At 70.0% G+C, this 22709-nt stretch carries 17 protein-coding genes; 5 read left to right on the top strand and 12 right to left on the bottom strand.

Annotated elements, in window-relative coordinates; all coding sequences use genetic code 11:
* Positions 1-618 precede the first annotated feature (618 nt).
* A complete protein-coding gene (locus tag EER30_RS16890; RefSeq protein ID WP_127501406.1) occupies positions 619-1161 on the bottom strand; it encodes an RNA polymerase sigma factor in 543 nt (180 codons plus the stop codon).
* A 162-nt stretch (positions 1162-1323) separates the two neighbouring features.
* On the opposite strand from EER30_RS16890, the gene EER30_RS16885 reads away from it, so the two are divergent.
* Positions 1324-1962, top strand: a complete 639-nt coding sequence (locus tag EER30_RS16885; protein WP_127501405.1) for a DUF308 domain-containing protein — start codon at positions 1324-1326, stop codon at positions 1960-1962.
* Here the strand turns inward: EER30_RS16885 and EER30_RS16880 are convergent.
* Both EER30_RS16880 and pyk read right to left on the bottom strand, forming a co-directional pair.
* Positions 1959-2843, bottom strand: coding sequence for an acyl-CoA thioesterase (locus tag EER30_RS16880; protein ID WP_127501404.1), 885 nt, complete (start codon positions 2841-2843; stop codon positions 1959-1961). The genes EER30_RS16885 and EER30_RS16880 overlap by 4 nt on opposite strands.
* The gene (pyk, locus tag EER30_RS16875) at positions 2840-4276 is read right to left on the bottom strand and encodes a pyruvate kinase (RefSeq protein ID WP_127501403.1); all 1437 of its coding nucleotides are present in this window, start codon (positions 4274-4276) and stop codon (positions 2840-2842) included. The genes EER30_RS16880 and pyk overlap by 4 nt, the downstream gene beginning before the upstream one ends.
* Before the next feature lie 276 nt (positions 4277-4552).
* Between pyk and EER30_RS16870 the strand changes: the two genes are divergently transcribed.
* The 3 genes from EER30_RS16870 to EER30_RS16860 are packed head-to-tail and all read left to right on the top strand — an operon-like array spanning position 4553 to position 8609.
* Positions 4553-7717 carry an HD domain-containing protein gene (locus tag EER30_RS16870; protein WP_164842353.1) on the top strand — a complete coding sequence of 1055 codons (3165 nt, stop codon included), beginning with the start codon at positions 4553-4555 and terminating at the stop codon, positions 7715-7717.
* Positions 7714-8184, top strand: a complete 471-nt coding sequence (locus EER30_RS16865; RefSeq protein WP_127501401.1) for a DUF2157 domain-containing protein — start codon at positions 7714-7716, stop codon at positions 8182-8184. Before EER30_RS16870 ends, EER30_RS16865 begins: the two co-directional genes overlap by 4 nt.
* A complete protein-coding gene (locus EER30_RS16860) occupies positions 8181-8609 on the top strand; it encodes an NUDIX domain-containing protein (protein ID WP_127501400.1) in 429 nt (142 codons plus the stop codon). The genes EER30_RS16865 and EER30_RS16860 overlap by 4 nt, the downstream gene beginning before the upstream one ends.
* On the opposite strand, the gene EER30_RS16855 is transcribed toward EER30_RS16860, so the two are convergent.
* Together EER30_RS16855 and gltB are read right to left on the bottom strand one after the other, a co-directional pair.
* Positions 8591-10063, bottom strand: coding sequence for a glutamate synthase subunit beta (locus tag EER30_RS16855; protein WP_127501399.1), 1473 nt, complete (start codon positions 10061-10063; stop codon positions 8591-8593). The genes EER30_RS16860 and EER30_RS16855 overlap by 19 nt on opposite strands.
* The gene (gene gltB / locus EER30_RS16850) at positions 10056-14594 is read right to left on the bottom strand and encodes a glutamate synthase large subunit (RefSeq protein WP_489884458.1); all 4539 of its coding nucleotides are present in this window, start codon (positions 14592-14594) and stop codon (positions 10056-10058) included. Before gltB ends, EER30_RS16855 begins: the two co-directional genes overlap by 8 nt.
* Positions 14595-14786: 192 nt before the next feature.
* Between gltB and EER30_RS16845 the strand changes: the two genes are divergently transcribed.
* The gene (locus tag EER30_RS16845; RefSeq protein WP_127501397.1) at positions 14787-15653 is read left to right on the top strand and encodes a GNAT family N-acetyltransferase; all 867 of its coding nucleotides are present in this window, start codon (positions 14787-14789) and stop codon (positions 15651-15653) included.
* A gap of 108 nt (positions 15654-15761) precedes the next feature.
* Here EER30_RS16845 and EER30_RS16840 read toward each other — a convergent pair whose 3' ends face one another.
* The 7 genes from EER30_RS16840 to trpC form a co-directional block, all read right to left on the bottom strand.
* On the bottom strand, positions 15762-16916 hold the full coding sequence (locus EER30_RS16840; protein WP_127501396.1) for a hypothetical protein: 1155 nt from the start codon (positions 16914-16916) through the stop codon (positions 15762-15764).
* A 157-nt stretch (positions 16917-17073) separates the two neighbouring features.
* Entirely contained in the window at positions 17074-17196 is a 123-nt protein-coding gene (locus EER30_RS49395) for a hypothetical protein (protein WP_255436648.1), read from the bottom strand.
* On the bottom strand, positions 17193-18338 hold the full coding sequence (locus tag EER30_RS16835; protein ID WP_127501395.1) for an FAD-dependent oxidoreductase: 1146 nt from the start codon (positions 18336-18338) through the stop codon (positions 17193-17195). The genes EER30_RS49395 and EER30_RS16835 overlap by 4 nt, the downstream gene beginning before the upstream one ends.
* A 6-nt stretch (positions 18339-18344) precedes the next feature.
* Positions 18345-19523 (bottom strand): prolipoprotein diacylglyceryl transferase, encoded by a 1179-nt coding sequence (gene lgt, locus EER30_RS16830; RefSeq protein WP_127501394.1) that lies wholly within the window; start codon positions 19521-19523, stop codon positions 18345-18347.
* A gap of 51 nt (positions 19524-19574) precedes the next feature.
* Complete coding sequence (gene trpA, locus EER30_RS16825) at positions 19575-20378, bottom strand: tryptophan synthase subunit alpha (RefSeq protein ID WP_127501393.1); 804 nt, start codon at positions 20376-20378, stop codon at positions 19575-19577.
* Positions 20375-21616: a tryptophan synthase subunit beta gene (trpB, locus tag EER30_RS16820; protein ID WP_127501392.1), complete on the bottom strand. Its 1242-nt coding sequence runs from the start codon at positions 21614-21616 to the stop codon at positions 20375-20377. Before trpB ends, trpA begins: the two co-directional genes overlap by 4 nt.
* Entirely contained in the window at positions 21613-22416 is an 804-nt protein-coding gene (trpC, locus tag EER30_RS16815) for an indole-3-glycerol phosphate synthase TrpC (protein WP_127501569.1), read from the bottom strand. The genes trpB and trpC overlap by 4 nt, the downstream gene beginning before the upstream one ends.
* Positions 22417-22709 lie beyond the last annotated feature (293 nt).

Raw genomic sequence — 22709 nt, 5'->3', positions numbered from 1 at the left:
GGCACGCCGGCCGGGGACGCCGGTTTGCGTGGGCTGCCTGTCGCGGGGTTGGCCGGGGACGGTTTGTGGGAGGCGGTTCGGCGGAGGTCGACGCAGTATCGGTCGATGCCTTGGGGGCCCGCAGCCGCGGCCAGCCTGCGGTGGTCGTCCTGACTGAGAGTTCGGCCGGGGACTCCGTGCCAGGCTTCGCACCAGGTCAGGTTGGTGATGTCGGGGGTCGGGGTGCCTGTTCTCGGCGCTGGTACGCCCAGCGCCGAGAACAGGCGGTGTGCGTGCTGCTGGGCTTCCTGGGGGAGGTTGCCGGTGCGGGCGGCGACGGCGGTTCCGGTGAGGATCAGGAGAGCCAGGCCGGTCGTGGCGGGCACGAGGGCGGCCCGGATTCTCGCCGGGGTCCGGCGCTGGGCTCGGGCAGCACGTCTGCGATGTGCGACGAAGGCGGCGACGACCTCTTTCTCGCCGGCGAGCTCGTCGGGGGTTCCGGGGGCTCGGGCGGCTTCGAGGAGGTCGGCGAGTCCGGGCCGGTCGGTGGAGGCGTCCGGTTCGGGTCGTGGGTGCCGGTCTCGTCGCAGTACACGAAGTCGCAGTACACGAAGGAGAGCGTGGAGGGCGCGCATTTTGTTACACCCCCTGTCTCGTACGGATCTGGGGGTTGGTGGCGAGTCGTCGGAGTCCTCGCATGGTGGCGATGCGTACGGCGCCGGGTTTCTTGCCGAGGATCTGGGCGGTGGTGGCCACGTCGAGGCCGATGACGGTGCGCAGCATGACCGCTTCGGCCTGGTCGGGTGGCAGCGCGGCGATCATGGCGAGGGCCCAGCCGGTGGAGGCGTGGTCGGCTGCTTGCGACGCTGCGTCGGGTGCCGCCGAGGGGATGGAGGCGGGGCTTTCCCTCGTACGGGATTGGCGTCTTATCTCGTCGAGGCCGCGGTGGCGGGCTATGCGGAAGAGCCATCCCCGGAAGGCGGTGGTGTCGCCGTGGAAGCGGTCGAGGTCGCGGATGACGTGGAGCCAGGTTTCGCTGGCGGCGTCCTCGGCGTGGTCGCCGGCGACGACACGCAGGTAGCGCAGGACGGCGGGGTGCAGGGCGCGCCAGAGGGTGGCGAATCCGGCGGCGTCGCCGTTCTGGGCGGCGTGCAGGGCGGGGGTGAGTTCGTCGTCGGGCACGGGTTCTCCGCGGGGTGGGGGCGGTGGTCTGGTACCCGGCTGTGAATCTGCGCGAACCTCCCGTTCGGTGGTCGGCCGGATGTTGTCATGGCAGGGTCACCTTCGGCTGGAGGCCTCATGTTGTGGTCCGGTTCTTCGCCCCTGTCCGTGATGCGGTCGAGCATGTGGGGGTTTCTGCTGTTCGCGGGCGTGGCGTGGCTGGCGGTGGGGTGGAGTGTGCTGCGGCTGGAGCCGGCTGACGTGGTGGCGGTGGCGGGCCCGGTGATTTTCTTCGGGGCGCTGTGTGAGGTCGTACGGGCTCTGGCCGGGACGCGGACGTGGTGGGTGAACGCGTCGATGGCTGTTCTGTTCGCGGCCACGGGTGTGGTGGTGCTGCTGGACCGGGATTCGACCTACACGACGCCGGCGTCGCTGGTGGGGTGGTTTCTGCTGGTGCGCGGCGCGGTCGACGTCGCGGTGGCTGCGATCAACCGGGGCTCGGACCGTACGTGGGGTCTGATGGTGTCTTTGGGGGTCTTGCAGGTGGGTTTGGGGTTTTACGCGTCCGGGCCTCTGGCGCGTACGGCCGACCCGGTGATCATCACGCTCGGGGCGCTCGCCGTGCTGCGGGCGGTGGCCGATCTCGTGACCGGGCTGCGGCTGCGTGAGGTGGTGGCGGCGCGGCCGGAGATTCTGCGGTTGCCGCCGGAGCGTGAGGCGGGGGTGGCCGGCTACGCGGCGGGGATGGCCGACTTCGACGACCAGCCGGCGCGGCACCAGGCGGAGTCGGACGAGCCGGTCGCCGAGGAAGTGAGCCGCTAAGCTCGCTCGCCGATGCGGCGGAGCAGGCCTTCCTGGACGGCGCTGGCGATGTGGACGCCGTCGCGTGCAAACATGCGGCCGCTGGCCAGGCCGCGGCTGCCGCTGGCCGAAGGGCTCGTGCAGTCGTAGAGGAACCACTCGTCGGCGCGGAACGGCCGGTGGAGCCAGAGGGCGTGGTCGAGGCTGGCGCCGATGACGCCGCCGGGCCCCCACACCTCGCCGTGGACCGAGAGCACCGAGTCGAGCAGTGACAGGTCGGACGCGTAGGTGAGGGCGCAGGCGTGGATGAGCGGGTCGTCGGGGAGTTTGCCGTCGACGCGCATCCAGACGCGTTGCTGGTCGCTGGCGTTGCGGTCGCCGGGCGGCACCCAGCCGGGGTCGTTGACGTAGCGCAGGTCGACGGCGCGCGGGGCGGCGTTGAAGGCGCCGCGGCGGCTGGGGTAGCGGGCGACCCAGTCGGCCATGGTGGGGACCTCGTCGGGTCCGGGGACGCCGACCGGGGCGGGGGTGTGGTGGTCGAGTCCTTCCTCGCGGACCTGGAAGGACGCCGACATGAAGAAGATGGTCTTGCCGTGTTGCTGAGCGGTGGATCGGCGCACCGAGAAGGACCGTCCGTCGCGGATGGTCTCGACGGTGAACAGGATCGGCTCGGTCGGGTCGCCGGGGCGCACGAAGTAGCCGTGCAGCGAGTGGACCGTGCGTTCGGGGTCGACGGTGCGCCCGGCCGCTACGAGGGCCTGACCGGCGACCTGGCCGCCGAAGACACGCTGGGCGCCGGTCTGCGGGCTTTCCCCGACGAAGGTCGCCGCCTCCAGCTGCTTGAGGTCGAGGACCTCGAGCAGCTGGTCGACGGCGGCCTGTCCGCTCAGCGGTTCGGTCACAGCGACGCGGGGTCGACCAGGTCGCCGAGCCGGTGCACGCGCAGGGTGTTGGTGGAGCCGGGGGCGTTCGGCGGGGAGCCGGCCACGACGACGACGTAGTCGCCGGGCTTGGCCAGCCCGAGGCCGAGCATCTTCGCGTCGACCTGGCGGAACATGTCGTCGGTGTGCTCGACGAAGTCGGTCAGGAACGTTTCGACGCCCCAGCTGAGGGCGAGCTGGTCACGGACCGCGGGGACGGGCGTGAAGGCGTACAGGGGGAGCTCGCAGTGCAGGCGGGACAGGCGCCGGACCGTGTCGCCGGTCTGGGAGAACGCGACCAGGGCCTTGGCGCCGATGTTGCGGGCGATCTGCGACGCGGCGACGGTGAGGGCGCCACCGTGGGTGCGCGGGTCGTGCTGCAGGCGCGGGACCGGGATGGAGCCACCCTCGGTCGTGGTGACGATCTTGGCCATCGTGCTGACCGTGAGCACCGGGTACTTGCCGACGGAGGTCTCGCCGGAGAGCATCACGGCGTCGGTGCCGTCGAGCACCGCGTTGGCCACGTCGGACGCCTCGGCGCGGGTCGGGCGCGAGTTCTCGATCATCGAGTCGAGCATCTGGGTCGCGACGATGACCGGCTTCGCGTTCTCGCGGCAGAGCTGGACGGCGCGCTTCTGCACCAGCGGGACCTGGTCGAGGGGGAGCTCGACGCCGAGGTCACCGCGGGCGACCATGACGCCGTCGAAGGCGAGGACGATCGCCTCGAGGTGCTCGACCGCCTCGGGCTTCTCGACCTTGGCGATGACCGGGACGATGCGGCCTTCCTCGGCCATGATCTCGTGGACGAGCTTGATGTCGTCGGGCGAGCGCACGAAGGACAGCGCGATGACGTCGGCGCCCAGGCCGAGGGCGAAGCGCAGGTCCTCAGCGTCCTTCTCGCTCAGCGCCGGGACGCTGACGGCCACGTTGGGCAGCGAGACACCCTTGTTGTTGCTGACCGGGCCACCCTCGACGACCAGGCAGCGGATGTCGTTGTTGTCGACGCCGGTGACCTCGACGGCGACCTTGCCGTCGTCGATGAGCAGGCGGTCGCCGGGCTTGACCTCTTGCGGAAGCTTCTTGTACGTGCAGGAGACGCGCTCGACCGTGCCGAGGATGTCGTCGCTGGTGATGGTGACGATGTCGCCGGTGTTCCAGATGTGCGGCCCGTCGGCGAACTTGCCGAGGCGGATCTTCGGCCCCTGCAGGTCGGCGAGGACGGCCACGGCGCGCCCGGCCTGCTCGCTCGTGGAGCGCACCAGGTTGTACATGTGCTGGTGGTCCTCGTGGGAGCCGTGGCTGAAGTTCAGGCGGGCCACGTCCATGCCGGCCTCGACGAGACCGAGCATGCGCTCGGGCGAAGCGGTCGCGGGCCCCATGGTGCAAACGATCTTTACGCGGCGTGTCACGGCCATCAGGCTAGTCTCTCTTTCTCATCGGCCTGGCGGCCGACCCCCGTACAAGGGATGAACTGCTTCTGTCGGGCGACGGCGAGGCCTCCCAGCCTTGGTGAGACCGGTGCGCTGCGCTGTTGACCTGCGGGCTTCGACGACCGCGTCTCCAGCTTATCGGCCCGGTTCCGGCCGCTTCCGGCAACGCCCTTTCACGTACGCCCTCCCCCGTTCGGCCATCGTCGGGGAGCAATGCGAGCACTACAGTCCGTATTGCCGTTTCCTGCCGGAGGGAGTGCCGTGGGCGATTGGGGGCGGCTGGGCGAGGTCCTGGCCACGGAGGCGTCCGATGACAACCGGGCGAACGTCGAGAGGCTCGTCGGCCGGGCCCGGGACCTTCTCAAGCTGGTCCGGGAGACCTTCCAGGCCTACACCCTGCACGACGAGCAGCACGCCGAAAACGTGATCCGGCGCATGAACCAGCTGGTCGGGCCGCGCATCGACGCCTTGCGGCCGCTGGAGGCGGCGCTGTTGATCCTGGCCGCCTATTTCCACGACGTCGGCATGGTCTACGAGCCGGACGAGCTGGCCCGGCTCAGCGGAACCAATGACTTCAAGGCGTTCCTCAGAAGGAACGACGAGGCTTTTCTCGCCACCAGGCGCAACCGCGACACCCCTCCGCCAGGTGTGGTCGAACAGTACTGCAGGGCGCGGCACGCCGAACGGGTCCGGGAACACCTCGAGGACTGTGACCTGTCCTGGCTGAGGTGGGACGGCGCCTCGATCATCAACCAATTGACGCTGATCTGCCGGAGCCATAACGTGTCGGCGGTCAAGCTGCGGGAGCCCGAGTTCAAGCGGGACTTCCGGCAGAAGGCCGACCTTCGCTTCTGCGCGATCATCCTGCGTCTCGCCGACATCCTCGATCTCGATCAGACTCGGGCCCCACGGGTGATCTACGACCACCTCAAGCTCGACCGGCACGAGACGCCGGAATCCACGGTCAGCGATGCCGAATGGCTGAAACACATCGCGGCCGGCGGATTCGACTTCCCGGACGATCCGGAGCGGAACTACACCCTGCAGTTCCTTGCCGATCCCACCGATCCCGCCGTCGAACACGACCTGCGGAAGTTTCTCGACGTCGTCCGCCAGGAGCTGCTGGAATGCCGATCGGTCGCGGACTTCTGCGGCGACCGGTGGCGCGGCCTGCCCCTCCCGGCCGAGATCGACGCGTCGATCACCAGTCACGGGTACAAGTACGGCGAGTTCCGATTCGAACTCGACCGGGAGGCGGTACTCGAGCTGTTCACGGGGGAACGACTCTACGACGACCCCTACGCCTTCTTGCGGGAGTTGTTGCAGAACGCCTTCGACGCCGTCAACGCCCGCAATCATCTCTACCGGACCGACGCGTCAGAGGTCCGCGTCCACTGCTGGGACGACAGCGGATACATCTGGGTACGGGTCGATGACGACGGCATCGGGATGGACGAGGACGCCCTCCGCAAATACTTCCTGCGAGTCGGGCGGTCGTACTACCGATCGGCTGAGTTCGAGGCCGAAGCGGGCCGGCTCGAACGCCCCGAGCGGTCGTTCGGGGCGATCAGCCGGTTCGGCATCGGCATACTCGCCTGCTTCATGGTCGGCGACCGGGTGGAACTGACGAGCCTGCGACAGTTGTCGGCCGTCCACAACGCCAAGGCGATCCGCGTGTCGATCAGTCGGCGGAACGACTACTTCACGCTCCAGGAGGAGAGCGGCCGCGGGCGGCCCATGCCGGGGCGGCACGGCGAGGAGGACGCCTTTCTCGGCGATCCTGGGACACATATCGCGGTCCGGATCGACCCGAATCGGGCCGCGATCGATCTGAAGACCGTCGAGGACCGGATCAGATCCTACATTCTGGGGGCGCCGGTGCCGGTCCAGGTCAACGCCGACCGGCTGGAGGCCGAGGGCTCGAATCCGTTGCTCGACCCGCTTCTTACCGAACCGATCGTCTCCACATTCGCAACTGCCGAGCTGACTCCGGGTATGGACAACGACTTCATCCCCGGTTTCAATCTGGAGCACATCAGCATTGCGGCGATCCCGCTCGATCTCGGCGCGACGGCCATCCCTGATGTCCGAGGGCAGCTACTGGCGTTTGTTCCACTTTCTCCGGTTCCGAGCGAGGGCGAAGACCACCGCCGGGCCCTGCGAAAGATTTTTGGGGACCGGGCCCATTCATTCAGGCATGAAGGATGGGACCACTCGGTCAGTGCCACTGAATTTGACTTAACCACCAAGAAGCACGCCAAGGTGGCGTTCTCGTCAATGTTGCTCGCATACCGTGACGCGGCTCGCTACGCATATCTCGCCGCCACGGGCAGGCAATTACCGGATGTCGATAGCGGTGATTCGGCCTACCGGGTGCCCAATCCTCATGGCGGGCCGGCGCTCGACCTCGAGTCTGCATTGCGCAAAATTTCAGACCCACGAACGAGTCTGAACTCAGAGTTCATGATTCCCGTCGAAGACCTGCCCCGTCACGACCTGCTGGCCAGCGACGACGGTGATATGCGCTGGTCATACAACGGCATTACAATGCCGACCGAATCCGAGCAAAAGTCGATCGACGGAGACCGCGTCGGCACGGTCGTTTACGGCGCAGTGGGACTGTCCGGACCGCTTCGCCCCGACCTGACGATCTCACGCTCACAGATTCGCGCGGTGCCGTGGCCGGTGCATTCCGCCCTGCAGTTGGCGCTTCGCCGCGCGTCGCGGCTGGCCACGGGCCAGGATGAGCGCCTAGCCCGAGCCCTGGCGGTTCTGGACCGCGTCGAAATCGTCGACATCGCACCCGGCGAACCGGCGACCGCCGCAACCTTCGGAACTGACGACCTGCTCATGATGGGCTCCTGGAACTCTGAGAACGTCATCCGACATGAATCGAACTTCATGAGCGTCGAGGATCTCCGATCCGCCGCCCGAGAAGGAGAATCGGTCGAAGTGACTTCAATTTTCTCGCTCTGGGAAAAGACGGACAGCTACCTGATATTCTATGACGTACTTTCCGCAGCCCTCTTGCACTTCTTTGTCGATCTCGAAGTAATGGCGTCGCCAGGCACTGAGAGCCGCTTACGCGTTCGCTCGGCGAGCCCTCCGCCATTGCCGGCCGGCCACCGTCACTACCGCCCGCTGTTCGCGGTCGATTACCAAGGTGACGAGCGTCTCGCCCGAGCCGGTACACACCTCAACGGCCGCCATCCGCTGGCCCGCTGGCTTCTCGCCAACGCCGACGTCCTGGCCGAACAGTTCCCTGCCCCATTCCAGCGAGTTTTCCGGCATGCAGCGACCTCCCCAGACGGAGTCGATCCGATCAACGAGGCGCTCGACCGCGTGGCGAAAACCCGAACGGACATCGCTCCACCTCGAGACGCCTACCTACGCGCGGACGAGAAGGGCTGGTGGTGGTCGCGATGACCCAGCCGCCTCAGGTCGACCGGGCCCAGGCTTTCGAGGTTGAGCGGTACAAATACCTGCTTCAGCAACTGCACACCGTGAACGAGAATGTCTACCGGTTCCTGGCGATCTATCAGACCCTGGCCACCGTGCTCGTGGGTGCGGCGTTGCTGCTCTTCGTGCGGTACGAGGAATGGCGGATCGAACCGAGAGTCGCGCAGATCGGCATCGTGGCGGTCCTGCTGCTGGTCACGGTCATCGCGGCCTTCACCGTGCTGCTGATCGTGATCGGGGTGTTCGCCTGGCTCGACTATCGGCGTGAGGAATGCGAGCTCACCGAGGTGGCGATCCGGCCAGGTTATCGCAGGCCGCCCGACCCGCGGAACTTCTGGCGCTGGTACGAGACGTACATCGTGCTCTTTATTCTCGGGTCTGTGGGATTCATGTGGCTGGGCGCCAGCTTCGTTCTGTTGCCGGCGATCGGATGAGGCCGGGCCACGACTTCATCGGGGTCGGCGTCGGTGCGATGGTGTTCGACGAACGCGGGCGGGTGTTCCTCGCCAAGCGGGGGCCGGAGGCGCGCAACGAGAGAGGGCTCTGGGAGTTCCCCGGCGGCATGGTCGACTTCGGGGAGACGCTCACCGCGGCCATAAGACGTGAGTTCGCTGAGGAGTACGGCATGACCATCGAGGTCGAGCGGCTCATCGGCGTTTCCGACCACATCCTGCCCGGCGAACGGCAGCACTGGGTTTCGCCCAGCTTCACGGCCCGCCACGTCGGTGGCATCCCCGAGATTCGGGAGCCGGAGAAGTGCGTCGAGATCGGATGGTTCGAGCTCGACGCACTTCCCGCGCAAGAGAGGCTGACGAAAGCCAGCCGGGACACCCTGGCTGCTTACACCCCGATGGGCTGAGCCGACGCTGGGACGGGGGCGGGCAGTTCGCCGGCCGCGCCCAGGTAGTCGTGGATCGCCGCTGCGGCGGAACGGCCCTCGGCGATCGCCCACACGATGAGCGAGGCGCCGCGGTGCATGTCGCCGGCCACAAAGACGCCGGGGGCCGAGGTCTCCCACGTCGACGACGCGTCCAGCACACCCCGCCGGTTGCGGGTGATGCCGAACTGGTCGAGCAGCGGCTGCTTCTCGGTGCCCTCGAAGCCGATCGCCAGCAGCACCAGGTCGGCCGGCAGCTCCCGTGACGAACCCTCGATCTCGGTCACCGTGCGGACGCCGTCGACTCGCTGCACGGACACGTCGACGATGCGGATCGCGCGGACGTTGCCGTTGCCGTCGTCGACGAACTCCTGCACCGCGACGCCGAAGACGCGTTCGCCGCCCTCCTCGTGGGCGGGGTAGTTGCGCAGGATGACCGGCCACGTCGGCCACGGGTGCAGCTCGCCGGCCCGTGATGACGGGGGCAGCGGGTACTGGTCGAGCTGGATGACGTTGGCCGCGCCCTGCCGGTGGGCCACGCCCAGGCAGTCCGCGCCGGTGTCGCCGCCGCCGATGATGACCACGTGCTTGCCCGCGGCGTCGATCGGCGTCGCGGATTGCAGGCCCGCCACGACCCGGTTGGCCGGCACGAGGTGCTCCATCGCCAGGTGCACGCCGTTCAGGTGGCGGCCCGGGGTCTCGGGTGTGTCCCGGCTCAAGAGCGCGCCTGAGGCGAGCAGCACCGCGTCGAAGCGTTCGCGCAGGTCGTCCGCCGTGACGTCGACGCCGACCTCGACGCCGGTCTCGAACACCACGCCTTCGGCCGAGAGCTGGGCCAGACGGGCGTCCACCACCGACTTCTCGATCTTGAAGTCGGGGATGCCGTAGCGCAGCAGACCGCCGATGCGGTCGTCGCGCTCGTAGACCGTGACCGCGTGTCCGGCGCGGGCGAGCTGCTGGGCCGCCGCGAGACCGGCCGGGCCCGAGCCGACCACGGCGACCTTCTTGCCGGTCGACACGGGTGCGGGCTGCGGGCGTACGTAACCCAGGTCGAACGCATGGTTGGCGATCTCGACCTCGACCTGCTTGATCGTGACCGGGTCGTCGGCGATGCCGAGCACGCAGGCCGCCTCACACGGGGCGGGGCACAGCCGGCCGGTGAACTCGGGGAAGTTGTTCGTCGCGTGCAGCGCCTCGGCGGCCGCCTCCCACGCCCCGGTGCGTACGAGGTCGTTCCAGTCGGGGATGCGGTTGCCCAGCGGGCAGCCCTCGTGACAGAACGGGATGCCGCAGTCCATGCAGCGCGTGGCCTGGTCGCGGATGAGCTCCTCGCCGGCGGGCGGGTAGACCTCGCGCCAGTCCTGGATGCGCACCGGCACCGGGCGGCGCTTGGGCAGCTGCCGCTCGTAGCGAAGGAAACCGTTCGGATCAGGCACGCTGGACCCCCATGACCGCCTCGTCGACGTTGCGACCGGCGGCTTCGGCGGTCCTGATCAGTTCCATCACACGCTTGTAGTCGCGCGGCACGACGGCGGTGAACCGTTCGACGGCCGCGGGCCAGTCCTTGAGCAGGCGCTCGGCGACGGCCGAACCGGTCTCGGCCGCGTGCTTCTCGACGAGGGTGCGCAGGGTTTCCTGTTCCTCGTCGGTGAGCGGGGTGAGGTCGACCAGTTCCGGGTTGACGCGGGTCGGTGAGAGGTCGAGCACGAACGCCGTGCCGCCGCTCATGCCGGCCGCGAAGTTGCGCCCGATCTGGCCGAGCACCACGACGGTGCCGCCGGTCATGTATTCGCAGCCGTGGTCGCCGACGCCCTCGACGACGGCCTGGCCGCCCGAGTTGCGTACGGCGAACCGTTCGCCGGCCCGGCCCCGCAGGAACAGTTCCCCGGCGGTGGCCCCGTACAGGATGGTGTTGCCGGCGATGATGTTGTCCTCGGCCACGAACGGCGCCGTCTCGTCGGGCCGCACGATGACCCGGCCGCCGGAGAGTCCCTTGGCCACGTAGTCGTTCGTGTCGCCGATCAGGCGCAGGGTGACGCCGCGGGGCAGGAACGCGCCGAACGACTGCCCGCCGGTGCCGCGCAGGGTGAGCGAGATGGTGTCCTCGGGCAGGCCGGCGCCGCCGTAGCGACGGGTCACCTCGCCGCCGAGCATCGCGCCGACGCTGCGGTTGTCGTTGCGTACCTCGATCTCGGCCCGCACCGAGAGTCCCTCGGTCAGCGCCGGCGCGGCCAGCTCGATCAGCTTGTTGTCGAGCGCCTTCTCGAGGCCGTGGTCCTGCTTCACCACCCCGCGCCGCGCGGCTCCAGAGGGCAGCTCGGGCACGAACAGGATCGGCGACAGGTCGAGACCCTTGGCCTTCCAGTGCTCGACCGCCGGCTGCACGTCGAGGACCTCGGCGTGACCGATCGCCTCGTCGATGGTGCGGAAGCCCAGCTCGGCCAGGTATTCGCGCACCTCCTCGGCGAGGAACATGAAGAAGTTCTCGACGAACTCGGGCTTGCCGGTGAAGCGTTCGCGCAGCACCGGGTTCTGGGTGGCGATGCCGACCGGGCAGGTGTCGAGGTGGCAGACGCGCATCATGATGCAGCCGCTGACGATCAGCGGGGCGGTGGCGAAGCCGAACTCCTCAGCGCCCAGCAGCGCGGCCACGATCACGTCGCGGCCGGTCTTGAGCTGGCCGTCGACCTGCACGGTGACCCGGTCGCGCAGCTTGTTGAGCAGCAGGGTCTGCTGCGCCTCGGCCAGGCCCAGCTCCCACGGGGAGCCGGCGTGCTTGAGCGAGTTCAGCGGGGACGCGCCGGTGCCGCCGTCGTGCCCGGAGATCAGGATGACGTCGGCCTTGAGCTTGGCCACGCCGGCCGCGACCGTGCCGACGCCGATCTCGCTGACCAGTTTGACGTGCACCCGCGACATCGGGTTCACGTTCTTCAGGTCGTGGACGAGCTGGGCCAGGTCTTCGATCGAGTAGATGTCGTGGTGCGGCGGCGGCGAGATCAGGCCGACGCCCGGGGTGGCGTGGCGGGTCTTGGCGATCCACGGCCACACCTTGTTGCCGGGCAGCTGGCCGCCCTCGCCGGGCTTCGCGCCCTGCGCCATCTTGATTTGCAGGTCGTCCGCGTTGACCAGGTATTCGCTGGTCACGCCGAAGCGGCCGGAGGCGATCTGTTTGACCGCCGAGCGCCGCCGCGGGTCGTGGAGACGGTCGACGTCCTCGCCGCCCTCGCCGGTGTTCGACTTGCCGCCGAGGTTGTTCATGGCGATGGCGAGGGTCTCGTGCGATTCCGCCGAGATCGACCCGTACGACATGGCGCCGGTGGCGAACCGCTTCACGATCTCGGAGGCGGGTTCGACCTCGTCCAGCGGCACCGGGGTGCGGTCGGACCGGAACTTGAACAGCCCGCGCAGCGACGCCGAGGCCATCGAGTCGACCTTGGACGTGTATTTCCGGAAGACGTCGTACTGCTTCGAGCGGGTGGCGTGCTGCAGCAGGAACACCGTCTCCGGGTTGAAGAGGTGCACCTCGCCCTCACGTCGCCACTGGTACTCGCCGCCGACCTCGAGCCGCCGGTGGGTCCGCTCGGCCGGATTGGCCGGGTACGCCTTCTCGTGCCGGGCGAGCACCTCGGCGTGAATGCCGGCCAGCCCCGCCCCGCCGATGCGCCCGTTCGTCCCCGCGAAGTAGCGCTGCAGCAGCCGGTTGTCGAGACCCACGGCCTCGAACACCTGCGCGCCGCAGTAGGAGGACACCGTCGAGATGCCCATCTTCGACATGATCTTCAGGACGCCCTTGCCGAGCGCCTTGACGTAGTTGCGGACCGCCGCGCGCGGGTCGAGCCCGGCCAGCGGACCGGTCGCGATCAGGTCCTCGACCGATTCGAAGGCCAGGTACGGGTTGACCGCGGCCGCGCCGTAGCCGATCAGCACGGCCGCGTGGTGCACCTCGCGCGCGTCGCCCGACTCGACGACCAGGGCCACCTGGGTGCGGGTCTGCTCACGGACCAGGTGCTGGTGCACGGCCGCGGTGAGCAGCAGCGACGGGATCGGGGCCAGGTCGGCGTTCGAGTCGCGGTCGCTGAGCACCAGGATGCGTACGCCGTCTTCGATCGCCTCGGACACGTGCCGGCAGATCTGGGTCAGCCGCGCCTTGATGCCGGCCGCGCCGTCGCGCAGCGGGTAGAGACCCGAGACGCGCACGGCCTTGAAGCCGGGCAGGTCGCCGTCCTCGTCGATGGAGAGCAGCTTGGCCAGCTCGTCGTTGTCGATGATCGGGTAGGGCAGCACGACCTGCCGGCACGACGCGGGGCCGGGGTCGAGCAGGTTGCCCTCGGGGCCGATCGTGGTGGCCAGGCTGGTGACCAGCTCTTCCCGGATGGCGTCCAGCGGCGGGTTGGTGACCTGCGCGAACAGCTGGTGGAAGTAGTCGAACAGCAGCCGCGGCCGGGTCGACAGCGGCGAGATCGGCGTGTCGGTGCCCATCGAGCCGAGCGGCTCCGCCCCCGTACGGGCCATCGGCGCGACGAGGATCTTCAGTTCCTCCTCGGTGTAGCCGAAGACCTGCTGGCGGCGCAGCACCGAGTCGTGGGTGTAGATGACGTGCTCGCGCGGCGGCAGGTCGTCGAGGTTGATCAGCCCGGCGTGCAGCCACTCGTCGTAGGGCTCGGCCGCGGCCAGCTCGGCTTTGATCTCGTCGTCGTGCACGATGCGGCCCGCGTCGGTGTCGACCAGGAACATCTTGCCCGGCTGCAGGCGGCCCTTGGCGACCACGGTGGCCGGGTCGAGGTCGATGACGCCGGCCTCGGAGCCGAGCACGACCAGGCCGTCGGAGGTGTGCCACCAGCGGCCGGGGCGCAGGCCGTTGCGGTCGAGGACCGCGCCGATGATCGTGCCGTCGGTGAACGCGACCGACGCGGGGCCGTCCCACGGCTCCATCAGGCTGGCGTGGAAGCGGTAGAACGCGCGCCGCTTCGGCTCCATGCCCGGGTCGTTCTCCCACGCCTCGGGAATCATCATCAGCATGGCGTGCGGCAGGCTGCGCCCGGCCAGGTGCAGCAGTTCGAGCACCTCGTCGAAGCTGGCCGAGTCGGACGCCTCGGGCGTGTTGATCGGGAACAGCCGCTTGAGGCTGCCCGGCAGCACCTTCGACTTGAGCAGCGCCTCGCGGGCGGCCATCCAGTTCTTGTTGCCGCGGATCGTGTTGATCTCGCCGTTGTGGGCGATGAACCGGTACGGGTGGGCCAGCGGCCACGCCGGGAACGTGTTCGTCGCGAAACGCGAGTGGACCAGGGCGATCGCGCTCGACACGCGCTCGTCGACCAGGTCGGGGAAGAACGCCGGCAGCTGGTCGGGGGTGAGCATGCCCTTGTAAGTGATCGTCCGCGACGACAGCGACGGGAAGTAGGCCGCAACCCCGCGCTGCGACGACTCCCGCTCGGCCTGCTTGCGGATGGTGAACGCGACCCGCTCGAGCTCGAGGCCGGTGAGCTGCTCCCCGGCCGAGGAGCCGGTCAGCCGGTGCGCGGCCAGGAACACCTGCATGATGACGGGCCGGGCGTCCTCGGCGGTCTGACCGAGGCCGTCCGGGCGCACCGGGACCTCGCGCCAGCCGAGCACGTCGCCGCCCTCGACCAGGGCGTACTTCTCGACGACCTTGACCGCCCGCGCCCGCTCGTCAGGGTCGCCGGGCAGGAAGACCAGACCGGTCGCGTAATGACCGGCGGGCGGCAGCTCGAAGCCGGCCACGGCACGGTAGAACTCGTCCGGAACCTGAATCATGATGCCGGCGCCGTCGCCGGTGTTGTATTCCGCGCCACGCGCGCCCCGATGATCGAGGCGAATCAGCGCCGAAAGACCCTTGGCGACCACATCATGGGAACGCCGTCCGTGGAGGTCGGCCACGAAAGCCACACCGCAGGCGTCGCGCTCCATAGAGGGGTCATAAAGCCCCTGGGGGTGCGGAAAAGCCACCGGGCCTCCTGTCGTCACTGCTGTTACGAATCAAGGTCGGGACGACGTCGGCCCTGCAAAGTTCCTAGAGTCTACGGTAAGGGACACCGATCTCCGCCAGTTCAGATGGATCACACTTGGAACGGGCTTCAATCCCTCTTCCCGGCATAAACGGGTAGCCGAAGATATGCGGTAGTTGGGTAGTCTCGCGCGGTGGCGCAACAGGATTCCGACGTCTTCGTCAGGCTCGAGCGTTTTTACGACGCCCTCCCCCGGCCCTACGCACGGGCCGAGGAGATCGGCGGGCTGGTGCTCTTCGTCCGCGAGGGCGAAGGCTGGCCCTACTATGCCCGTCCCCGCGCCGGGGCCGGGACACCCTCCGCCGCCGATATTACTGCCGCCCGCCAGCGACAACGCGACCTGGGCTTGCCCGAAGCGTTCGAGTGGGTGCACGAAACCACCCCCGACCTGCTCGCCGTCGCCCGTTCCGCCGGGCTCGACGTGCTGCTCGCCCCGCTGCTCGTGCTCGACCCGGCCGCGCTCGTGCCTGATCTGCCCGTGACCGGCGGCACGCTGCGCTTCCTCGACCCGGCCGCCGACGAGTTCGCCGCCGAGCTGGCCGTCTCGCGCGCGGTCGCCCAGCTCGGCTTCGGCGCTCCCGCCTCGGCCACGTCCCCGCTGGCCGGTGCCCTGCTGACCACGCCGGCCGGTCCGGCCGAACGTGACGCCGCGACCGGGCAGCTCAGCGACGCTCTGGTGGCCAGCCAACGTGACCGCAGTCGCTCCGGCGACTATCACACCGCCGTCGTCGACTCGCCCGACGGGATTCTCGCCACCGGCGCCGTCATGCGTTCGGGCGATGTGGCCGAGATCGCCGGTGTCGCCACCCTGCCGTCCGCCCGCCGCCGCGGCTATGCGTCACAACTCACGGCCGCCCTGGCCCGCCGAGCCCTGCACGACGGCGTCGACCTCGTCTTCCTGTCCGCCGGCGACGAAGACGTGGCCCGCCTCTACACCAAGGTCGGCTTCCGCCGCGCCGGCACGGCCTGCATCGGCGAACCGGCCGCCGCCGCCCTGTAAAGAGAACATTCATGACGTACGGGTCGTCCAACCGGAGCCGGGCCTGCCGCTCGGCCCCTGCCGTCCCGGCCTCTCTGCCGCAGCTACCGGGCTGTCCTGCAACGAAAGCTACCGACGGCGCAGCCGCCCGGTAGCCGCCAAGCCCCCGCCCAGCAGGACGAGAAGAACGCCGGCCAGCGCGAACACCATCGTCGACGGCCCGGTGATGGGCAGCCCGCCGCCGGTACCGCCGTCGCCCTCGTCCGAACCGTCGTCGGGCACGGTTCCGGTCACGCCGGTGACGGTCGTCGCCGTCGTCTCGGCGTACGTCCAGCCCGGCTCTTTCTTGACCGCGGCGACCGGCGCGGCGATGACGCGGTAGTCGCCGGTGGCGGCGAACGCGGTGCTGAACGTGAACTTGCCCTCGGCCCCGGACTTCGTGGTCGCGACGGTCTTCCAGGCGGCGTCCTCGGTCGCGCGGGTCTGCAGGCTGACCTCGCGCCCGGCCCACGGCTCCTCGTAGGACCAGCACGGGCCGGGGTCGCAGCCGCGCAGCAGGGCGACGGCCGTGCCGGTGACCTTCAGCTTGCCGCCGATCGTCGCCTTCGCCGGCACCTTGGCCGTGACCTTCGTGCCGTTGAACACCGCGTAGTCGCCGATGCGGTTGGCCCACTCGTTGACCGCCCACAGGCCGACGATGACCGGGCCGACCCGCTTGATGACGACTGTGCCCCCGCCGCGGACCTCGTCACCCACGATGTCGAATTCGTTGAAGGTGGGTTGGGACGCGAACGGGAGGTGGCCGAACTCGGTGGCCGGCAGGTCGAGCGGGTCGCCCGGGTTGGGATCGGTGATCTTGCCGGGCACCCAGGTCAGCTTGATCGACCCGTCGACGGTGGCGACGGCCTTGGTGATGACCGGGGGCGGGGCGCCGTTGGTGTCGAACGCCGCCGAGTCGGCCGGCTCGCTGAGCGCGGTGCCGTCGGCGTCGACGACGGTGACGCGGACGCGCAGGTTCGAGTTGGAGAACGCCGCGTTGACAAACGTCGCGCGGTTCGGCGCGCCCGCCGCGGTGTACTGCTCGGCCCAGTTCGTCGGGCTGCCGTCGGCGTTGACCAGGTCGATGCGGTTGCGGACGTCGCCCGTCTCGTCCCAGGTGACAGCGAACGCCTTGTGCTCGTCGGACACCCAGGCGAGTTCGACGTTCGTCGGGGCGGGGTCGGTGGGGGCGAGGGCGACCGGCAGGGCGGTCAGGGCGAGGGCGACCGCGGCGTTGACCAACATGCGCGGGATCGTAGCGACGTCACGGCTCCGTCGCGACCCCGCTTCTCCAGGCGCAAAATCATGACGTACGAGTCGTCCGACAGGAGCCGGGCCGGCCGCTCGGCCCCTGCCGTCCCGGCCCCTCTGCCGCAGCTACCGGGCTGTCCTGCAACGAAAGCTACCGACGCCGGTCGTCGCGGGCGTCTCGGCGCAGCACCACGACGGCGTTGCCGGTGATCTTCAGCTTGCCGCCGATCGTCGCCTTCGCCGGCACCTTGGCCGTGAGCTTCGGGGCGATCACTCCGGCGGCGCCCACTCCGGGACCGGCGCTCCGAACAGACGCGGGCGCAGGTGGCTCAGGGCCACGTCACGGGCCCGCAGAGCGAGCTTGCCCCGGGCCTGCACGACCGCCGACATGCGCCGCGTCTGACGCACCATGCTCGTCGTGCGCGGGCGGCGCAGGCGGTCGTAGGAGGCGAGCGCGGCCGGCAGGTCGTCGCCGGCGGCCAGGGTGCGAAGGGTGGCGGCGTCCTCGAAGGCCAGGCACGCGCCCTGTCCGAGATGGTGGGGCATGGCGTGGGCCGCGTCGCCGAGCAGCACCACGCCGCCCGGGCCGGACGGGAAGGCGTACGCCCGGGGCAGTGGCCGCAGCTCGCGGACCTCTTGCGGGATCAGGTCGTCGGCGTGGGTCGCGGCCAGCAGCTCCCCCACCGGCGGGTGCCAGCCGGAGAACCAGCGGCGCAACAGGGCCAGCTGAGTCTCGGGCGACTCAGGGCGGGGCGCGCCGGCCGCGGTCGCCACCCAGTAGACGCCGCCCTGACCACCCGCGTGCTCCCCGAGCGGGACCGACACGAAGCGGTAGCCGGTGCCGAGCGTCTCGCCGCTGACCGGTCCGTCCGGGGCCCGGAAGCCGGGGACGACGGCCTGCCACGCGGTGAAGCCGGAGCCGACCGCTACCGATTCCGGGGCGAGCGCCCGGCGCACGGCGCTGTCGATGCCGTCGGCCGCGACGACCAGGTCGGCCTCGATCTCGGAGCGGCCGTCGCTGACCACCGGGCGCAGGCTCACCCCGGTGCGGACGCGGGTGACGGTGCAGCCGGTGCGGATCTCGACCCGGTCGCCGAGACCCGCCACCAGCGCGTCGTAGAGATCTTCCAGGTGCACGACCGACGTGGCCGCGTTCGGGCGCGGCGTGACCAGCCACTGCCCGTCGGGGCGGCGCACCCCCGGATCGGGCACCGGTGACGTGATCGCCGACCAGCCGCCCTCGGGGTCGAGCGACTCCAGGGCGCGGCGGCCGTTGGCCCACAGCACCAGGGCGGTGGGCGGTGCGGCGACCCGCTCGCCGCGTTCGAGCAGCACGACCCGCCAGCCGGAGCGGGACAGGGCGCCCGCGGTGGCGAGCCCGGCCAGGCCCGCACCGACGACGACGGCGGTGCGCACGTCAGGTCAGCGTTCGTCTTTGCGGGGCTCCGGTTCGACGTCGCCGCCGGAGGCGCCGTCGGGACCCGACCCGGCGGCCGCGCCCGTGGCCAGGACCGACTCGCCGACCCCGGCCGGGCCGGCCGGATCGCGCTCGACGGGGTGACCGCCCGCCGCGATCTCCTCGGCCATGTCGGCGGGGGTGTCGGGCGGCAGGATCCCCGTACGCCGGTAGGCCTGGAACCGGGACTCGCTGACCACCTGGTAGCCCTTGGGGGTCTTCGCGCCGCTGTCGTGGCCGCCGGTGACGTCGACCTGGGAGACGTCGCTCGCGGCCGACGGCTCGGGCTCGGTCTCGGGCGCGTCGTCGGGCACCACGTAGGCGCGGGGGCCACGCACGACCAGGAAGTAGATCAGCGCGCCGAGGAACACGATGATCGAGGTGAAAACGTTGAGCCGGATGCCGAACAGGTGGTTGGCCTCGTCGACGCGCAGCATCTCGATCCAGAACCGGCCCACCGTGTACGCCATCACGTAGAGCGCGAAGGCGCGGCCGCGGCCGAACTTCCAGCGGCGGTCGGCCAGCCACACCAGCAGCGCGACACCGAGGTTCCACAGCAGCTCGTAGAGGAACGTCGGCTGGTAGAGATCGGGCAGCGTGACCGCCTGACCGTCGATCTTGATGGCGTGCCCGGGGTTCGACCGGTCCATCTCGTGGACCTCGAGGCCCCACGGCAGCGTGGTGACCTTGCCGTAGAGCTCGTTGTTGAACCAGTTGCCGAGCCGGCCGAGCGCCTGGGCCACCGGCAGGCCGGGCGCGAGCGAGTCGGCGACCAGGCCGAACGGCAGGCCGAGCTGGCGGGCGCCGAGCCAGGCACCGAGCGCGCCGCCCAGCACCGCGCCCCAGATGCCGAGGCCGCCCTCCCAGATGTAGAGGGCCCGGATCGGGTCGCCGCCGGCGCCGAAATAGTCCTGCGGCGACGTGATCAGGTGGTAGATGCGGGCGCCGACGATGCCGAACGGCACCGCCCACACCGCGATGTCGAGCGAGGCCCACCGGGCGGCACCCCGGTTACGCAGCCGATACTCCATGATCAGGCAGGCTGCGACGATGCCCACGACGATGCAGAGCGCATAAGCCCGCACGGGCAGGCCGAGCAGGTGCCAGACGGAAGTTGTCGGACTCGGGATCGCGGCGAGATTCACGGTTGAACACGGTACCGTCGCAGCCTGAGAGCGGGGTGCCCAGGGCGGAGGTTACTTTCGCGGGTTGCGTACGCCCTCGGACAGTTCGGCGCTCAGCGCCCGCAGCCGCGCGATGCCGGTCGCCCGATCGGGGGCTTCCAGCACGCACCGGATCAGCGCGCTGCCGACGATCACACCGTCGGCGAACCCGGCCACCTCGGCCGCCTGCGCGCCGGTGCCGACCCCGAGACCGACGCCGACCGGCATGTCCGGGTCGGCGTGCCGGACCCGCTCGACCAGCTCGGGGGCCTGCGACGACACGGACGTGCGGGCGCCGGTGACACCCATCAGCGCGGTCGCGTAGACGAAGCCGCGGCAGTTCGCGACCGTCATCGCCAGGCGCTCGTCGGTCGAGGACGGAGACACCAGGAACGTACGGTCGATCCGGTGCTCGTCGGAGGCGGCGATCCATTCAGCCGCCTCGTCCGGGATCAGGTCGGGCGTGATCATGCCGGTGGCCCCGGCCGCGGCCAGGTCGCGGGCGAACGCGTTCACCCCGTACTTCTCGACCGGGTTCCAATAGGTCATCAGCACGACGTTGGCGCCGATGCTCGCGACCGCCTCGATGATCTGCAGCGTGTCGCGGGTGCGTACCCCGCCGGCCAGGGCGATGTCGCTGGCCCGCTGGATGACCGGGCCGTCCATGACCGGGTCGGAGTAGGGCAGCTCGACCTCGATGACGTCGCAGCCGGCCTCGTGCATCGCGATCATCGACGCGATACTGTCGTCGACCGTCGGGAAGCCGGCCGGCATGCAGCCGACCAGCACCGCGCGGTCCTCGATGCGGGCCTTGTGGAAGACCTGGGCGATTGTCACGTGTTCTCTCCCGGGACGACGGCCTCGACCTGGTCGAGGATGCCGAAGTAGGCGCCCGCCGTGTGGACGTCCTTGTCGCCGCGACCGGACAGGTTGACCACGATCGTCGGCGTGCGGCCCAGCTCCTCACGCAGCTGCGGCACGATGCGGGCGGCGCCGGCCAGCGCGTGCGCGCTCTCGATGGCCGGGATGATCCCCTCGGTGCGGCACAGCAGCTGGAACGCGGCCATCGCCTCGTCGTCGGTCACCGGCTCATACGTCGCCCGGCCGGTGTCGTGCAGCCACGCATGCTCGGGGCCGACACCCGGGTAGTCGAGACCGGCCGAGATCGAATGCGACTCGACGGTCTGCCCGTCCTCGTCCTGCAGCACGTACGTGCGGGCGCCGTGCAGCACACCCGACGAACCACCGGTGATCGACGCCGCGTGCCGGCCGGTCGCCACGCCCTCACCGCCGGCCTCGAAGCCGAAGAGCTGCACCGTGTCGTCGGGGACGAACGCGTGGAAGATGCCGATCGCGTTCGACCCGCCGCCCACGCACGCCGCCACCGCGTCGGGCAGCCGGCCGAGCTGGGCCAGGCACTGCTCGCGCGCCTCGATCCCGATGCCGCCCACGAAATCGCGGACGATCTCGGGGAACGGGGCCGGGCCGGCCGCCGTACCGAGCAGGTAGTGGGTGGTGTCGACGCTGGCCACCCAGTCACGCAGAGCCTCGTTGAGCGCGTCCTTGAGGGTGCGCGAACCGTTGGTCACCGGCACGACGGTGGCACCGAGCATGCGCATGCGGGCCACGTTCAGCGCCTGCCGCTCGGTATCCATCTCGCCCATGTAGACCACGCACTCGAGGTCGAGCAGCGCCGCCGCGGTCGCGCTGGCCACGCCGTGCTGACCGGCGCCGGTCTCGGCGATCACCCGCGGCTTGCCCATCCGCTTGGCCAGCAGGGCCTGACCCAGCACGTTGCGCACCTTGTGAGCGCCGGTGTGGTTCAGGTCCTCCCGCTTGAGCAGGATCTCGGCCCCGAGCACCTGCGACAGGCGCGACGCCCGGTAGAGCAGCGACGGCACGCCCGCGTAGTTCACCAGCAGATCGGAGAACTCCGCCTGGAACGCCGGGTCGTTCTTCGCCGTCCGGTAGGCCGCGTCGAGCTCGTCCAGCGCCCGCACCAGGGCCTCGGGCACGAACCGGCCGCCGTAGCGCCCGAAGTGCCCGGCCAGGTCGGGCAGCACCGGGGCGCTCACCGCACCGGCCGGGGCGTCGCCGGGTGGTTGCCCGCGTTCACCAGCTCGGCCACCGCGTCGCGCGGCGCCTTCTGCGTCACCAGGCCCTCGCCCACCAGCACGGCGTCGGCGCCCGCCGACGCGTACCGGATCAGGTCGTGCGGCCCCCGCACGCCCGACTCGGCGATCTTCACGACGTTGTTCGGCAGCCCGGGCGCGATGCGCTCGAACACCGACCGGTCGACCTCGAGCGTGCGCAGGTCACGGGCGTTCACGCCGATGACCTTCGCGTTCGCCTCGAGGGCGCGGTCGGCCTCCTCCTCGTTGTGCACCTCGACGAGCGCCGTCATGCCGAGCGACTCGATGCGCTCGAGCAGGCCCATGAGCACGTTCTGCTCGAGGGCCGCGACGATCAGGAGCACCATGTCGGCGCCGTGTGCACGAGCCTCGTGCACCTGATAGCTGGAGACCACGAAATCCTTGCGGAGCACGGGGACCTGCACCGAGGCCCGCACGGCCCGCAGGTCGTCGAGCGACCCGCCGAACCATCGGCCCTCGGTGAGCACGCTGATGCACCGAGCGCCGCCTGCCGCGTACTCGGTGGCCAGCTCGGCCGGATCGGGTATGTCGGCCAGCGCGCCCTTGGACGGCGACGACCGCTTCACCTCGGCGATCACCGCTACCCCCGGCTTGCGCAACGCCGCATAGGCGTCGATCGCCGGCGGGGTCGCCGCAGCCGCCTCCCGAACCTGTTCCAGCGGCACCTTCTCCTGCCGGGCCGCCACGTCCTCGCGCACTCCGGCGAGGATCTCCTCCAGCACGTTCTGCGGTCCGCCAGAACCCGCTTCCGCCTGCTGATCGGATGTCACGAAATGACTCCCCTCTCCGGGTGTCCTCCGCCCGATGCTAGGAGGTCGCGGTCGCGCAAGGCCGCCCGGGGTATGGCGCGCCTCACCAGGAGGCCTGTTGCATAATGCGGCCTGCTCGCGCACGATCTGTCACTTCCGTCACAGGGGTCCGCCCCCGGCGGGCCGCCTGCCAGGGACACCTCATCTGATCGGTGGACCCGACATTGCGTTGACACGACCGTCACTCACCGGAAATAGGGCCCGGG

Source organism: Actinoplanes solisilvae, assembly GCF_003999975.1.
GTDB lineage: Bacteria > Actinomycetota > Actinomycetes > Mycobacteriales > Micromonosporaceae > Actinoplanes > Actinoplanes solisilvae.
The sequence above is the reverse complement of the archived record's forward strand: the minus strand, read 5'-3'. Positions and strand labels throughout refer to the sequence as shown.

What these genes read in the sequence shown, in the direction of transcription:
- EER30_RS16865 (WP_127501401.1), top strand. Translation starts at nt 7,714, where the DNA reads ATGACCCAGCCGCCTCAGGTCGACCGGGCCCAGGCTTTCGAGGTTGAG.
- EER30_RS16885 (WP_127501405.1), top strand. Translation starts at nt 1,324, where the DNA reads ATGTGGGGGTTTCTGCTGTTCGCGGGCGTGGCGTGGCTGGCGGTGGGG.
- EER30_RS16840 (WP_127501396.1), bottom strand. Translation starts at nt 16,916, where the DNA reads ATGTTGGTCAACGCCGCGGTCGCCCTCGCCCTGACCGCCCTGCCGGTC.
- EER30_RS16860 (WP_127501400.1), top strand. Translation starts at nt 8,181, where the DNA reads ATGAGGCCGGGCCACGACTTCATCGGGGTCGGCGTCGGTGCGATGGTG.
- pyk (WP_127501403.1), bottom strand. Translation starts at nt 4,276, where the DNA reads ATGGCCGTGACACGCCGCGTAAAGATCGTTTGCACCATGGGGCCCGCG.